The organism is Bacillus sp. SRL543, from assembly GCF_984799205.1.
Map to the genome: position 1 here is coordinate 3026039 of NZ_OZ481794.1, position 15134 is coordinate 3041172.

Here is a 15134-nt window from a genome sequence, read left to right on the forward strand (position 1 = left end):
ATAATAATAGATTGCCATAAATTCTTCTGAAGTTCAATCCTCTTGCGGACGATATGAGTTAGAATACAATATGGCGGGTATTGACCTATGTGCAGGCCGGAGGTGAGTCAAAGCGATGCAGGAATATAAGTTCAAATTTTTCATCAGCAGGGTTGAAGAGCTTGAGGCAGCAAACGGGATAACAGAAAAAACCGCTTTTGTTGATACGAGGATCCATTACGGGGACGAAGAAATTTACAATGGCTCTATCCGGGTCCGCTTCAATGATCACGGAACATTCCCCAACCCTGCGGACATAATGGCTGCTGCATCCCAGAAATCATTAAGGAAGCTTTTGGCCGCAGAAGCAAAAAGATATGTTAAACCGCAAAGACGGTGGCTCTGATAAACTTCAAAAGCGCCGCAGACCGGCGCTTCTGGAGTCACCTGAAATCATATATAAAGAGATTCCTCTGAAAGCAGACTATTGGCCCAGGCTATAGAATCGAAATATATGCGAAAAAGAGCATTCTCTTCTATATCAAGGCACCTGCTTTTTTCACTGATCAGCTTCCAGTCAGCCCTTTCAACAGCAACCGTAAGATCCAGCACATTTTTCAAAGGATTTTCGATGCCCCTCAACGCATCCCCTATTTCGTCCTGAAGCGGCAGATCAGTTAATATGTCCTCCATTGATGCACCAAGGATGGTGTCCATCATTGAAAACATCCCTGTCAAAAAATATTGGGCATTCAAAGCCCCCTTTTTCCTGAGAACGGCAACAGATTCAGCCATCTTTGCCCTTATCAGGCAAATCCTGATGGTTTCCTTCTGGACTGCCTTCTTTTCCAAGGTTGACTCCCTGACAGCAAGCACATATATCCATTTCTGGATTTCATTCAGCCCCAGCAGAACCGTCGCCTGCCTGATGCTGTTTATCTTGTGCTTAGGCCTGAAAGCTGGAGAGTTGATCAGCCTCAGCAGCTTATAGGAAAGCGATAAATCTCTTTCAATCAGATTTGATATCAGATCTATGCTTGGATCAGCAGTTGAGAGATTATGGATCATCTCATAATAAGAATGAAAATAGGTCGGGACATCATAAGTTGATACAATTGTGGGCTTTTCAAAAAAGTAGCCTTGAAAATAATCATAGCCCCTTCTTCTAGCATCCTCAAACTCAGCTCTTGTTTCGACTTTTTCCGCTACCATTTTGAGCTTGAGCCTTTTGGCTTCGAACTCAATCCTCTCCCTCATGCAGGCGGGAGTGGCGAGAAAATCCACTTTAATTATATCTGTATACTCGAGCAGCTGCTTTGAAAAAGGATTATCTTCCCGGAAAACGTAATCATCAAGGGCGATCTGATACCCCAGGGTTTTCAGTTCCCGGCAGATATCAATCAGATGGCTGCTGGGTTCCACCGTTTCCAGTATTTCCACAACAATCTCCCTCGGCCTGAAATAGGTCGGGAGCCGGAGCTTGAGCAGATTTTCTGTAAAATTGATAAAACAGGGCCTGCCCTCGGACAGCCTGTCGATTCCGATATTCAAGAAACTATTTATAATGACGTCGGCGGTCGCCTGGTCGCCGTTGATAAGGGGGAATTCATTCACCTGGCTGCTTCTGTACAGCAATTCATAAGCGAATACTTCTTCCTTGATATTAAAAATCGGCTGCCTCGCAACAAAGACTTCCATTCTATAACCTCCGCTGTTATGCATTCCAAATGTTGGGTTGTTTTTATTGTAAAACAATATTTGCCAGTATGTCTGTCGAAGTTTGTAGAATGGTATATATTATTGGATAAAAGAACACTTTTTTAGAACGTCTTTTACAGAAAAGATGTTTTAGGCAAACTTTCATTTTAAGATGGGGCTGCTGTTTTCCGTTCCAGGCACTTCGCTTTCCGCGGGGCGGCGCTAAGCCTCCTCGTCGCTGCCGCTCCTGCGGGGTCTTAGCCCTGCCGCTATTTCCCACTGGAGTCTGCGTGCCTTCCACTGCAAACAACAGGTTCTCTATAAGGGGCTTCGGTTCTGTATATAGATGGTATTCAAGTTCCTAGAGACCTTTCAGCAGGGAGATAATAAGCAGCTCATTAGACTCAGCCTGATTTCGACTCTCGCTGTCAGAATTAAATCAGAAGCATAAAAAAAAAGGGCACGGAATGAGTTAATTCCGTACCCCTTTTTGTTAACATTGTGCAACGCCAATCATAATGGCGCTTTTTTAAAAATCAGCTGATGACATGAAAAACGAAGTTTGCCAGAAATAGTCCTGCGATTACATACAGAGCAACGGAGACTTCTTTTGCCCTTCCGATCGCGATTTTCAGGATCGGATAGAGGATGAAGCCGACGGCAATACCGTCTGCGATGCTGTAGGTAAATGGGATCATCGCAATGATGAAGAACGCAGGGAAGCTTTCGCTCATATCCTTCATATCAAGGTTGCGGATATTTTGGAGCATCAATCCGCCGATGATGATGAGGATAGGGGCAATCGCACTGTTTGGAATCAGCTTGATTACCGGAATGAAGAAAGCTGACAGCATGAACAGAAGCCCTGTAGCCACTGTCGTAAGTCCTGTCCTGCCTCCTGCAGCCATGCTGGCTGCACTTTCAACGGTTGAAACCGTCGGACTTGTGCCGAAAAGGCCGGAAAGCAGTGCAGAAACGGAATTTGCCTGAAAAGCCCGCTTGAAACGTTCGGGTTTGCCGATGAACGAAACATGGCCGTGAACCAGGCCGATATTTTCAAACACCAGGACCATGGTCAGTGAGAATACTGCTACCCAGAACGTTATGGAAAAGAAGCTTTCAAAGGACATCGCCCCGAAAACATCCATATAATCGCCAAAAGAAAAAGAAGATTCTTTTGCCTGCGATATATCAATATTCCCAAACAGCAAGGCAATGAGCGTACCAGCGGCAACTGTAATCAGAAAATTTCCCGGGACATTCCGCATGAACAGAACTATTGCCAGCAGGAATGTAATGATCGTAGCCAGCACCTGAGGGTCTCCGAGATCTCCTAAAGCGATGAGAGAATTGGTGCCTTTCTCTACGATGCCGCCCTTTTCAAGCCCAATCAGCATCAGGAATAATCCCAAGCCAACAGTGATGGCTTCTTTCAGCGACTGCGGAATGGCAGCACTCAGGCTCCCTGCAAATCGCGAAAAAGCCACGAAAGCAAAAACCAGCCCGGAAACAAATACAACCGCCAGCGCTTCCTGCCATGACAGTCCCATAGACTGCACAAGTGTGTAAGAAAACAGGGCATTAATTCCCATTCCAGGCACAAGAAGGATCGGTACATTCGCCCAGAATCCCATCAGGAAGCAGCCGACGACTGAAGTAATGATAGTCGCCATGATGGCAGCTTCCAGCGGTACTCCGGCTTCCGATAGGATGAGCGAATTAACGGCTATGATATACACAATGGTAAAGAAGCCGATCGCACCCGCCATCACTTCCTTCTTGAAGCTTGTTTCATTGGCATCAAGCTGGAATAATTGATTTAGCACTTTCATAAATATTACCTATTCTGTTGTATAGCCCTCTCCCTACCCGCTCTCCCTGATAAACAGGTGAGCCACAAGGATATATTTTAACAGACAATCATGTCTCTGCCAATAGGCGCATCTTTAATTGGCCATTTCCCTGTAGAGATTCCCCATTTCGATGGCTCCGGCAGCCGCTTCCCAGCCTTTGTTGCCGGCTTTCGTGCCGGCACGCTCTATCGCCTGCTCGATCGTATCGACAGTCAGGACCCCGAAGATGACCGGGATTCCGCTCGACATGCTGATTGATGCCACTCCTTTTGATACTTCGCTGCTTACATAGTCAAAATGCGGGGTGGCTCCCCTGATGACAGTCCCAAGCGTTATGACGCTGTCATACTTTCCTGAATCGGCCATTTTTTTAGCGGCAAGTGGGATTTCAAAGGCTCCCGGCACCCATACGACCGTTACATCTTCCTCTGCGACACCATGCCTTTTCAAACTATCCTCTGCTCCTGAAAGAAGCTTCCCGGTTATGAATTCATTAAACCTTGAAACGACAATTGCAACCTTCAGACCAGTACCTACCAGATTTCCTTCAATCACTTTTTTCATAGTATTTCCTCCATTAAAAAGTCAGCAAATGACCTAGTTTTGATTTTTTTGTTTTCATATAGTCTTCATTATCTTTTTTCGACGGAAGCTGAAGCTGCACCCTTTCTGACAGTTCAAGCCCATAGCCTTCAAGGCCGGCGATTTTTCTCGGGTTATTCGTCAGCAGGCGCATCTTCCTTACACCCAGGTCCCGGAGTATCTGCGCCCCTATCCCGTAATCGCGGAGATCGTCCTTAAATCCGAGCATATGGTTGGCCTCAACAGTGTCATAGCCTTCCTCCTGCAGCTTGTAAGCCTTCATTTTATTGATTAGGCCAATGCCTCTTCCCTCCTGGCGCATATAAAGGAGGATTCCTGAACCTGCTTCTTCTATCTGCTTGAGGGCTGCTTCAAGCTGTGGTCCGCAGTCACAGCGGTTTGAACCGAACACATCCCCGGTCAGGCATTCTGAATGCACCCTCAGAAGCACTGGCTGCTCTTCTGAAACTTCTCCCTTTACAAGGGCGATATGTTCTTTTCCATCCAATTTATTTGTGTAGCCGACTGCCCTGAATTGTCCATATTCAGTAGGAAGCGCGATCTCTGCCTCTCTTTTGACAAGAGAGTCGTGCTCAAGACGGTACTCTATCAGATCTTTAATCGTAATCATTTTCAATTCGAACTTCGTGGCCATTTCCTTCAAATCATCCACCAATGCCATGGATCCATCGTCCTTCATGATTTCACAGATGACCCCTGCAGGCTTTGCCCCGGCCAGACGGGCAAGATCCACTGCCGCCTCTGTATGGCCGGCCCTTCTGAGGACACCGCCTTCCTTGGCAATCAAAGGAAAGATATGTCCGGGACGGGCAAAATCTTCGGGAACGGAACTTTCATCCAGCAGCTTTTCTATGGTCTGCGCCCTTTCAAATGCGCTGATGCCTGTCTTTGTCTCCTTATAATCGACACTGACAGTGAAAGCTGTTCTATGGCTGTCTGTATTGATATCAACCATGGGATGAAGGTTAAGCCTCTCTGCAAGCTCCTCTGTAACAGGCATGCATATCAGCCCCCGCCCTTCCTTTGCCATGAAGTTGACGGTTTCCGGTCCGGCAAACTCTGCAAGGGCTATAAGATCGCCTTCATTCTCCCTGTCTTCATCATCACTTACAATCACAGGCCGGCCTTTCTTTAGCTCTGCTATAGCATCTTCGATTGTATTGAACATGGTTACAGCTCTCCTTTGGTTAAGGGTCTGTTTTTCCCCATTCACTCCTGGCGAAAGACATTCCTTCTTTTATTGCTAAAGCTTGGTTCTCAGGCTGTCACAAAAAGCCGTTTTCCCTAAGAAGAGCCTCCGAAACAGTCTGCTTTTCCGGCTTGGAGGCAGCTTTATTCATAAAGCTGTAAATATATTTTCCAAGCATATCAAACTCAAGGTTCACACTTTCCCCTGCTTCCTTCCCTCCCAGGATGGTATGGCATGCAGTATGCGGAATAAGGGAAACTGTCAGGGAAGAAGCTCCCGCTTCAAAAATTGTCAGCGAAACACCATCTACAGCAATGGAACCTTTATCCACCAGCAAATGGGACCATTCCTCCGGCACTTCGATTTCATAATAGATGGCATTTTCTTCATGGCTTTTTCTAAGGATCCTGCCTCTGGCATCTATATGCCCTGATACGAGATGGCCCCCAAAGCGGCCGCCGGCTTTCATGGCTCTTTCAAGGTTTACAGGGCTATTGCGCTTCAGTTCGGCAAGGCTGGTAGAATGGTATGTTTCCGGCATAACATCAGCGCTGAATTTTCTCGCGGTAAAATCAGTGACTGTCAGGCAAACGCCATTTACGGCAATGCTGTCGCCAATTCCCGCATCTTCAAGTATCAGTCCGGCCGATATGGTGAGCTTTAAAGTTTTCCCCTGGTGGACAATCTGTTCGACCCTGCCGACTTCCTCAATTAATCCTGTGAACATGATGGCCCTCCTCTCGCTGCGGCACCGCAGTAATTTTCAGGTCCGGACCGATGCGTTCGGCCGATTTAAATGCCAAGGGAATGGATTGATCCATTGAAGAGATCCCTTTTCCCCCTACAAACGGGACAGCTTCCCTCCCGCCGATTATTTTGGGGGCAGCATACAGAATGATTTGCTGGAATAGCTCCTCCTTAATGAAAGAAGCATGGATTTCAGACCCGCCTTCAACAAAGACAGAGAGAATCTGCCTTTTTCCCAATTCCTCGAGCACCTGGCTTGCTGGCACCTCTTCCTCGGGAAGATGTACAAGCTCCGTGCCCAAAGCTTTAATTTTCTCAGCCTTGCTTTTGTTATATCCGCTGCCGGTAAAAATGATGACCGGAGCTTTTTGATCATGCAGGATAGCTGCATCATCAGGGATCCTTAATGCAGAATCCAATATTACTCTTATAGGGTTTTTTCCGCCTCGGGGCAGTCTGGCGGTAAGCTGGGGGTTATCATGGATGACTGTGTTTACGCCCGTCAATATTGCGTCATGTTCATGTCTTAACCGGTGTACATCTTCCCTGGATTCTGGAGAGGTAATCCATTGGCTGTCACCAGTGTTTGCTGCTGTTTTGCCGTCGAATGACGCGGCGGCCTTTATAGTTACATATGGTCTGCTGGTTCTCATGAAATGAAAGAATGGGGCATTTATCTCTTCAGCCTCTTCCCTCCTGATCCCTATTGCCACTTCTATCCCAGCGTCTTTAAGCTTGCTGATCCCGCGTCCGGCAACAACAGGGTTGGGATCTTTCGCGGCAATGACCACCCTTTTGATCCCTGATTCAATGATCAGATCTGCGCAGGGAGGCGTCTTTCCGTGGTGGCTGCATGGTTCAAGCGTGACGTAAATATCTGCTCCCCTGGCAAAATCACCCGCCATAGTGATGGCATGTACTTCAGCATGCGGGGTTCCTGCCTTTAAGTGCGCTCCCATCCCGGCTATCTGTCCATCCTTGACGACGACGGCGCCGACACATGGATTCGGACTGGTTTGCCCGATTGTTTTTCTGGCCAGGGACAGGGCCAGATCCATATAGTCTTCATCTGTCATATGTACACCCTCTTTTCCTATAGTTCCATTTTTTCTCTCCAGAAAAAACAGCAGGCCCCGTACAGAAATCAGTACGGGGCCAAATCAGACATGACGAAATAAGCGTTCGAAACACAGTGTTAAAAACGCGGTTTACACATCCATTCCTTCTCCCATCCAGACTTTAACTGTCGGCTTTGGAATTTCACCAAATCCACCGCCTTCACTATGCGTGAAGCCGGGTCACGGACTTAGAGGCATGCCTCATCACCGCCGGCTGGGATTTTCACCCGACCCCGAAGGAATATTATACTTATAATATTAAAGGCATCTTATCATGAATTTTCTCTTCCGACAATTCAGAGAGCTTATGAGCAGTATATTTAAATCAAAATAGTGCTTTTGAACGTGAAACCTTTATATGGTGATATACGTATAAAGATCATTACAAGCAGAAAGGAATTTAACTATGCAGGAGACGAAACAACAGCTGCAGTCCGAACTGCAGAAATGCCGCGAATGGGAAGAAGATCAGAGCGGTCTCTGGTTTTGGGAAAAAATCGGCAGGCTTCCATTTAAAATGCTGGACAAGCTGACGCCGGCATTCATTCAGAAAAAAATGGGAGTTATGCTTGATGAACTCGGCAGCTATATTCAGACGGGCGGCAGCTATTTAAGCACTTCCAATTCTATTAAATCTTATTACCCGGGGCGAAATGTGAATACTCTGGAGGATACAGGAACATTGTCCATCAAAGAGATGGATGCGGCAGCAGAGAAGCTGACAGGGAGCAGGAAGAAGCTTGCCGCCATACAGGGGGCAGGCACAGGGTTTGGAGGATTATTTACTTTAAGTCTGGATATCCCGGTCCTTCTCGGAATGCAGCTTAAAACGCTACAGGATATTGCCATCTGCTACGGCTATGATCCAAAAAGCAAGAAAGAGCGCCTGTTCATCGTGAAGGCGCTGCAGTTTGTTTCCGCCGATATCGTTGGCAAGCAGGCCATACTCAGGCAGCTTTCTGACATCGATTCTCCGGAAGAAGACGTTCAGCGTGAAATCGCATCAGAAATTCAGGGGTGGCGTGAGGTTGTCTTTGCCTATCGTGATCAGTTTGGCTGGAAGAAGCTTTTTCAGATGGTGCCGATTGCAGGGCTGATCTTTGGGGCATTCATCAACCGCTCAGCAGTAGGTGATATCGGGGAAGCGGGAATGATGCTTTACAGGAAACGGAAGATTAAGGAGCGCCTGGAGGCAGCAGCGCCAGATATTTTGCCGCCAGGAACGGAAGAAAGGCTTCCATGAACATCATGGAAGCCTTTTGCTTTCTTTCTTAATAAAATCCTTATCCACGGCACCCATTACCCTGCTTCTGATGATTCCGTCAGAGTCAATAAAGAAGCTGGTCGGGTAGGCCATAATCTCATACTCGCCCATCACTTGCCCTTTTGCATCAAGCGGGATGGGAAAAGTAAGGCCGTTCTCTTTTACGAAAGCCAATTCGTCGCCTTTGTTTTTTTCGATAAATGTCATGTTGACGGCCAATATTTCAAAATCCCCGATTGCTTTTTCTTCATAAAGCTCCTGCATATCCGGCATCTCGGCCTTGCAGGGCGGGCACCAGCTTGCCCAGAAATTAAGGAAGACTTTTTTGCCTTTATAATCACTGAGGCTCACTGCTTTTCCCTCTATGTCAGTCAGGGTGAAATCCGGTGCTTTGTTGCCCGGTTCAATCCCCACTGCTATTTCCTCCGGATTTTCCAGCTTTTCATATTTTTCCGCGGGCAGCACTTTGTTTACGACCCCTTTATCCTTCAGGACCGTTCTATCAATGATAAACAAAGCCAGCACAATAATGCCTGCAACAAGAAGAAACTTTTTCATAGCGCACCTCGGGCTTTTATTAGCAATCTTATAGAAACTTTGCCTGCATAAGCGGCAAAAGCTAATATTCTTGCTAGAACACCATTTTATTATGCTATGGAAGCTAAGTAAACAGCCTGCATAAAAAAACCGGCACCACCGGCCGGATTGTACTCGTTTATTTCAGTGTTATTTCAAGCAGCAAGCTTTCTGCATTCTTCCGCACACATATAGCATTTTTCTGCACAATTCCTGCAATGAGCTTGTTCAAACTGCTTGCATTCTTCGGCACATTGATCCACTATCCTTGAACAGAGCAGAGTATACTTTTTTATAAAATCGCTGTCTGACTCAAGCGCCTTGATTGTCTGTGCGCAAATATCAGCACTTTCCCTATAGAGCCGGAGTGCGGCAGACCTCTGCCCGGCATCTGCTTCTTCCAGGGTTTTCCGAAAAGAACTCTCGCAGGCTTCCAGGCATTCAAGGCACGCCTTTTTGCAATCTTCATAGCTGTTATCCATCACATTAGCCTCCGCTCTTTTGCAATATATGATTCTATAAGTGACAGATTCCCTAATCTAAGCACCTCCAAACCTGCCTGCTTTCCATCAGCTCCCGCCAGCAAATAGCTTGGCGATCGCTGCCAGTGCCAAAATCCTCTCTTTTTGTCCAGCATTGTCATTAAAAGCTATAACCTCCATATTGGGATTCTGGAAAGTCTCGGCCCAGCTTACAGGCATCAGGCCCTTTTTGTAGCTCATCAATTCTTTCCCGCCATCCCATGCAATCTTAAAATCCAGGAAAAATCTTTCTCTTCGGGCGTAAAGCGTCTTCTGGTTGAATTGCATTACAGCTGATCCTCCTAGCGTATGAATAAATTGCATCGTTCCGATATAGCGGCGGTCAGCCCTGAAAATATCCACTTTATTTTTCCTGGACAGAAAGAGGATCAACAGGACGCCTGATCGATTATATAATCCGTACTCCCGCTGAAAAACCTTGTTAAGAAAAGCGGGGCACAGTTTCTGAAATAAAGTCACGCCCGAATTTTTAAGCTCTCCCGCCAGCTGCCCGTCAGGGGTGAATAACAGCATTCTTAAAGACGATGAAGGAAGATGGGAAACCAGCAGATGATTTTCTTCCAATAGCCGCCCCTGATAAGGGAAGCTGTCCAGCCTGTCCACCGCTTTTGACCTTGATTGATGGACCACACTCATCTGATAGCAGCCAAAGCTGTACAAAAGAAAAGGCACAGCTGCCAGCACCAGCTCCCTGCCCGGCAGCATGACCAGGCAGGCAGGAAGGATAAACAATAGAGGCACGAGTGCTGCCAGGCTGCTATTAAGAGATATATCTGCTAATCGGCTGTAATGCTTTTGAATATTCATCAGCAAGTCTCCCGTGAAGAATTTGTTTGAGATTTCAATTTTTATCGCTGCTCTTTAATTCTATTAAACACGGGGTGAAACTATGCTAGAGATTAGATGGGCACCTGTATCGATAATTATTTTGGGACTGCCGTCTTTTGGATGAAGAAGTGCCATCAGAATGGCTCATTTTGTGATTCAGAAGCTAGTAGATGACATGCTGGTACCCTCTATTTAGGTGAATGGGTTCCAGAGGGTCTTAGTCGGCTTCACTAGCACCCTCTGTTTGATTTTAAATGTTTTAGAGGGTCTTAGTCGGCGGTACTGACACCCTCTGTTGGGTTTAAATGGATTCTGAGGGTATTCGTTCTCCCCACTGCCTCCTCTATTATTATTCATGAGGTTCAATAACATATTATTCTCAAAACGGGCATCCTTCTAATAAAAAATCAGACTCTAATCAAAGTTAAATCCCCAGCCAACATTTGGCTGGGGATTTTAAACTGGTCTACAACTGGTACAGGTGCCTGTCACCCAATAAAAGACTGTATCCGCCCAATCTGCTTCTCTGCATCCTGATATCCCTGGTTATACAGGCGTTCGAGCTTGGCGGGGCTCCTTTCCATCCTTCCCACTTCGAGCGGCTCTGACGGCTGGATGACCAGGGTGGTGCCCTTCTGCTCTTCTTCCGCCAGATAGCTCAGTGTCTGATTGTACAGGCGGTAGCGGTTTTCCATAGCTCTATGAAGGCCGGTATAAGCCGGGTATTTTCTTCTTACAAGGAAATGGAACTTCGAAGGCTTCTTCTGATAGCCTTTATTCCTTGTAAGGATGACGATATTTTTGCAGAAGCCGTCCTGCTGGGCTTTTTTCAGCGGGATCGGGTCGCTGATTCCCCCATCGAGAAGCTTCCTGCTTTTGTAGTCTATCTCGGGTGCGATGAACGGCAGGGAGCTTGAGGCTTTCAGTACCTGCAGGACATCCTGTCCATAACCGGCCCTGTTGAAATAAACAGGTTCGCCTGTATGGCAGTCAGTCGTGCCAATCACGAATTCAGCCTGGCTGTTATGGAACTTTTCATAATCATAAGGGACAAGTTTGTTCGGTATCTCATCAAAAATGAAATCCATCCCGAAAAACTGCCTGTTACGCAGATAATTGCGCCATGAAATATAGCGGGGATCGCTGACATAATCCACATTGACTGTTTTATTCCGTCCCCTCTGCCCTGAAATATAGGAAGCGGCATTGCAGGCTCCTGCTGACACTCCTATTATGTAGGGAAAAGACAGATTCTGCTCCATAAAGTATTCCAGCACCCCTGCTGTATAGACGCCTCTCATTCCTCCGCCTTCCAGCACCAGGCCGGTTTCATTGAGCATGATAAAGACTCCTCTCTCTTAATGCTTCATAGCTTGATAATGGATATATTTTAACAAAAAATAATGATCATTGTCACAAGTACGGCCTGATGGATAACAGACAAAAAAACTGCTGACCCCCTTTAACAGGGAACCAGCAGCTCAGAAGGCTTATTTTATTAAACGAAAAACCAGCGGTATTCTATATTCATTGCCTTCATAGGCTTTTACAGCAGCCACAATGGTAAAGACGAACGCCAACGCCGCGACGATCCAGATGGTGATGAATCCGATAAGCACGATCATAAGGACGGTGCTGATGATGCTGTATACCCCATATGATATGAGGAAATTAAAATACTCTTTTCCATGATGATTCACCAGCTCAGAATCATCTTTCTTTAAAAGCCAAATGACAAGAGGCCCGAGGAAGGTTGTAAACAGGCTTGATATATAAATCAGGGAAGCCATCAGCCTTTCATCGCTGCTAGAATTTTTTTGGTATTCCACTAATAATTCCTCCAATATTAAAAATGATTTCTTATAACTATTACTACGCCCCACTTTTAAAAAGGTTTCATCCTTCCGCAAATTATTCTTTATCAGCATCTTTCCCTTTCCCTGTTCTTGTTTGGGACAACTTGAATACAAATTAGTGAGGGCACATATCAGACAGGGACCTGTACATAGAATAGCTCTCTTCCACATTTCCAAATAGAAGGTAAAGGGTGATTAGGATGCTATCTAAAATAGAAGCGCTCATTCTGGGAATGATCCAGGGCCTGACTGAATTTCTGCCTATTTCAAGCACAGGGCATTTATACCTCGGCAGGCATTTATTCGGGCTTGATGATGCCGGCCTGTTCCTTGATACCATGCTCCATGTCGGAACCTTGCTGGCAGTCCTTGTCGTTTATAAAGATGAGCTTCTCCAGATCGTTCGGAGGCCATTCGGGCGCATGTCCCTGCTCCTTGCTGCGGGGACAGTGCCTGCCGTGATTGCAGGGCTCCTTCTTGGTGATCTTCTCGATTCGCTGTCAAAGTCCGGCGTTACTATCGGGTGGGAATTTTTGTTGACCGGCTTTGTTTTGTGGACAGCAGACGGGGTTAGAAAAGGCAGGAAAAAGATGGACGACATTAGCATGGGTGATGCCATTTTCATCGGCACCTTCCAGGCCGCCGCTATTTTCCCTGCCCTCTCCCGCTCCGGCCTGACGATTGCCGCAGGCCTTTTCCGCAAGCTGGACAGAGAAACCGCTGCCTATTTTTCTTTTCTGCTCTCCATCCCGGCGATCGCGGGGGGGATCGTGATGCAGGCAGGAGAAATGTATGCCGGCCATACTGAAGCCATTCCTTTTGGGAGCTTATTGATCGCCACACTCTCTTCAGCCCTGTTCGGCTACGCGGCTGTCGTCTGGATGATTTCATATTTAAAAAGAAAATCGCTCAAGCTTTTTGCGGTTTATGTTTGGATTTTAGGCTTTGCAGTCCTCGCCCTCCAAATGACGGGAATATTTTAAGGGAGGCATAATCCATTGAAGGAAATGATCGTACAGTTATTTGAGTTTCTCTCCAGCCTTGGCTATTGGGGGATTGCTCTAGGATTGATGGCAGAAGTGGTTCCCAGTGAAATTGTCCTGAGCTACGGCGGATACCTGGTTGCAAGCGGAAAAATCCATTTTGCGGGCGCTCTGCTCGCCGGGGTCGCAGGCGGAACAGCTGCGCAGCTTTTTCTATATTGGCTCGGGTATTTTGGGGGAAGACCTGTTCTTGAGAGATACGGGAAGTATATCTTGATCAGAAGCAGCCATCTGGATGCAGCTGAAAAATGGTTTCACCGATACGGCACCGGAGTTATCTTTACTGCCAGGTTCATACCTGTAGTCAGGCATGCCATTTCCATCCCGGCCGGAATAGCAAAGATGCCACTCAGAACCTTTTTTCTGTACACTGTGGCAGCCATCATCCCCTGGACTGTGCTTTTTCTGCTGCTGGGAATGGAGCTTGGCACCCACTGGAATGAAGTCAAGGATTATGCCAAACCTTTTCTGGCTCCAATCATCATGTTGGCCGCAATCCTGCTTGCCGGTTATATTACTGTAAAAGCACGGAAAAAAGATTGATGCAAAAAGAAAGGAGGCATGGGCATGCCGAGGCTGCTGCTGAAAAATGCACTAGTTTACCCGATCATTTCAGCTCCCTTCAAAGGGGACGTCCTTGTTTCAGACGGTAAGATTGAAAAGGCCGCCCCTTCGATTAAAACGGATTCCGCTGTCAGGATCATCGACTGCAGCGGCAGGCATCTTCTCCCCGGCTTCATTGATGTCCATACTCACCTGGGCCTTTATGATGAAGGAACCGGCTGGGCAGGTAATGATGCCAATGAGACGATTGAGCCCCTCAGTCCCCATATCAGGGCCATGGATGGCGTTTATCCGCTGGATCCCGCTTTTTCTGACGCTGTCCGCTATGGAATCACTGCCGTCCATATCATGCCCGGAAGCGCCAATGTCATCGGCGGAACCACTTCTGTCATTAAAACCGCCGGCAAAAATATTGAAAAGATGATGATCCAGAAAACGGCTGGCCTCAAAATCGCACTCGGGGAAAACCCAAAGCGGATTCACAGCCACGGCAATAAAGAGTCGATCACCAGAATGGGCATCATGGGGATGCTGAGGGAGGCTTTTAATGCAGCCAAGAGCTCGGCATCACCGGAAGACCTCCGCATAGCACCGCTTCTCCTGGCCCTTGAACGTTTGATCCCTGTCCGGATTCACGCACACAGAGCTGATGATATTATCTCAGCAGTAAGATTGGCAGATGAATTCAATCTCGATTTAAGGATTGAGCATTGCACTGAAGGCCATCTGATTGCAGACGAACTGGCCGGCAGGGGATTAAAAGTATCTGTCGGCCCGACATTGACCAGAAGATCGAAGGTAGAATTGAAAAATAAAACATGGAGAACTTACAGCGAGCTGACCCAAAAGGGGATTGAAGTCTCGATAACGACCGACCACCCCTATACCCCGATACAGTACTTGAATGTATGTGCAGCCATTGCTGTCCGGGAAGGCCTTCCCGAACAGCGAGCGCTCGAGGGCATCACACTTCTTCCGGCCAGGAACTTGAAGGTTGAGGACAGAATCGGCTCCATAGAGCCAGGCAAGGATGCAGATTTGGCGCTATGGAGCCTTCATCCGTTCCACTTTATGGCCAAGCCTTTTTGGACGATGATCGACGGGGAATTCGCATTTTCCGAATGATGAATTTTGTCAAAATTTACTGGTGAATTTTGCTGTAATTTTTTCATGAAATATTAACAATTTACCTATTTATTTTTTTATTTTTTTCTAGTATGATACCTTAAGTGGCAATCATTCTGAATGAATTCTTGCCTTTGATAAAACACATA

At 46.8% G+C, this 15134-nt stretch carries 16 protein-coding genes and 1 riboswitch; of the genes, 5 read left to right on the plus strand and 11 right to left on the minus strand.

What is annotated here, in order from left to right; genetic code table 11:
- Window positions 1–115: 115 nt before the first annotated feature.
- Window positions 116–385 (plus strand): hypothetical protein, encoded by a 270-nt coding sequence (locus tag AC4E8B_RS15470; RefSeq protein ID WP_490214253.1) that lies wholly within the window; start codon window positions 116–118, stop codon window positions 383–385.
- Window positions 386–432: 47 nt separating this feature from the next.
- On the opposite strand, the gene AC4E8B_RS15475 is transcribed toward AC4E8B_RS15470, so the two are convergent.
- The 6 genes from AC4E8B_RS15475 to ribD all read right to left on the minus strand — a co-directional run bounded on the left by AC4E8B_RS15475 (window position 433) and on the right by ribD (window position 7145).
- Window positions 433–1677 carry an EAL and HDOD domain-containing protein gene (locus tag AC4E8B_RS15475; RefSeq protein WP_490214254.1) on the minus strand — a complete coding sequence of 415 codons (1245 nt, stop codon included), beginning with the start codon at window positions 1675–1677 and terminating at the stop codon, window positions 433–435.
- Between the two features lie 536 nt (window positions 1678–2213).
- Window positions 2214–3509, minus strand: coding sequence for an NCS2 family permease (locus tag AC4E8B_RS15480; RefSeq protein ID WP_490214255.1), 1296 nt, complete (start codon window positions 3507–3509; stop codon window positions 2214–2216).
- A 114-nt stretch (window positions 3510–3623) separates the two neighbouring features.
- Window positions 3624–4094: a 6,7-dimethyl-8-ribityllumazine synthase gene (gene ribH, locus AC4E8B_RS15485; protein ID WP_490214256.1), complete on the minus strand. Its 471-nt coding sequence runs from the start codon at window positions 4092–4094 to the stop codon at window positions 3624–3626.
- A 13-nt stretch (window positions 4095–4107) separates the two neighbouring features.
- Entirely contained in the window at window positions 4108–5301 is a 1194-nt protein-coding gene (locus AC4E8B_RS15490; protein WP_490214257.1) for a bifunctional 3,4-dihydroxy-2-butanone-4-phosphate synthase/GTP cyclohydrolase II, read from the minus strand.
- Window positions 5302–5398: 97 nt separating this feature from the next.
- Window positions 5399–6049: a riboflavin synthase gene (gene ribE / locus AC4E8B_RS15495; RefSeq protein WP_490214258.1), complete on the minus strand. Its 651-nt coding sequence runs from the start codon at window positions 6047–6049 to the stop codon at window positions 5399–5401.
- Window positions 6030–7145, minus strand: coding sequence for a bifunctional diaminohydroxyphosphoribosylaminopyrimidine deaminase/5-amino-6-(5-phosphoribosylamino)uracil reductase RibD (gene ribD / locus AC4E8B_RS15500; protein ID WP_490214259.1), 1116 nt, complete (start codon window positions 7143–7145; stop codon window positions 6030–6032). Before ribD ends, ribE begins: the two co-directional genes overlap by 20 nt.
- Window positions 7146–7285: 140 nt before the next feature.
- A riboswitch (FMN riboswitch) is annotated at window positions 7286–7432 on the minus strand.
- Window positions 7433–7593: 161 nt separating this feature from the next.
- Between ribD and AC4E8B_RS15505 the strand changes: the two genes are divergently transcribed.
- On the plus strand, window positions 7594–8430 hold the full coding sequence (locus tag AC4E8B_RS15505) for an EcsC family protein (RefSeq protein WP_490214260.1): 837 nt from the start codon (window positions 7594–7596) through the stop codon (window positions 8428–8430).
- A gap of 3 nt (window positions 8431–8433) precedes the next feature.
- Here AC4E8B_RS15505 and AC4E8B_RS15510 read toward each other — a convergent pair whose 3' ends face one another.
- The 5 genes from AC4E8B_RS15510 to AC4E8B_RS15530 all read right to left on the minus strand — a co-directional run bounded on the left by AC4E8B_RS15510 (window position 8434) and on the right by AC4E8B_RS15530 (window position 12187).
- Window positions 8434–9009, minus strand: a complete 576-nt coding sequence (locus AC4E8B_RS15510) for a TlpA disulfide reductase family protein (RefSeq protein ID WP_490214261.1) — start codon at window positions 9007–9009, stop codon at window positions 8434–8436.
- Window positions 9010–9182: 173 nt separating this feature from the next.
- Complete coding sequence (locus tag AC4E8B_RS15515) at window positions 9183–9509, minus strand: four-helix bundle copper-binding protein (protein WP_490214262.1); 327 nt, start codon at window positions 9507–9509, stop codon at window positions 9183–9185.
- A gap of 87 nt (window positions 9510–9596) precedes the next feature.
- The gene (locus AC4E8B_RS15520; protein WP_490214263.1) at window positions 9597–10376 is read right to left on the minus strand and encodes a hypothetical protein; all 780 of its coding nucleotides are present in this window, start codon (window positions 10374–10376) and stop codon (window positions 9597–9599) included.
- A 509-nt stretch (window positions 10377–10885) separates the two neighbouring features.
- Window positions 10886–11737, minus strand: coding sequence for a patatin-like phospholipase family protein (locus AC4E8B_RS15525; protein ID WP_490214264.1), 852 nt, complete (start codon window positions 11735–11737; stop codon window positions 10886–10888).
- Between the two features lie 150 nt (window positions 11738–11887).
- Window positions 11888–12187 carry a DUF4870 domain-containing protein gene (locus AC4E8B_RS15530; protein ID WP_490219710.1) on the minus strand — a complete coding sequence of 100 codons (300 nt, stop codon included), beginning with the start codon at window positions 12185–12187 and terminating at the stop codon, window positions 11888–11890.
- A gap of 266 nt (window positions 12188–12453) precedes the next feature.
- Between AC4E8B_RS15530 and AC4E8B_RS15535 the strand changes: the two genes are divergently transcribed.
- Genes AC4E8B_RS15535 through AC4E8B_RS15545 form a run of 3 tightly spaced genes read left to right on the plus strand, consistent with a single transcriptional unit; the run spans window position 12454 to window position 14985 of the window.
- A complete protein-coding gene (locus AC4E8B_RS15535) occupies window positions 12454–13236 on the plus strand; it encodes an undecaprenyl-diphosphate phosphatase (RefSeq protein WP_490214265.1) in 783 nt (260 codons plus the stop codon).
- Between the two features lie 24 nt (window positions 13237–13260).
- Window positions 13261–13839: an undecaprenyl phosphate transporter UptA gene (gene uptA, locus AC4E8B_RS15540; protein WP_490219712.1), complete on the plus strand. Its 579-nt coding sequence runs from the start codon at window positions 13261–13263 to the stop codon at window positions 13837–13839.
- Window positions 13840–13863: 24 nt separating this feature from the next.
- Complete coding sequence (locus AC4E8B_RS15545; protein ID WP_490214266.1) at window positions 13864–14985, plus strand: amidohydrolase; 1122 nt, start codon at window positions 13864–13866, stop codon at window positions 14983–14985.
- The last annotated feature ends 149 nt before the right edge of the window (window positions 14986–15134 follow it).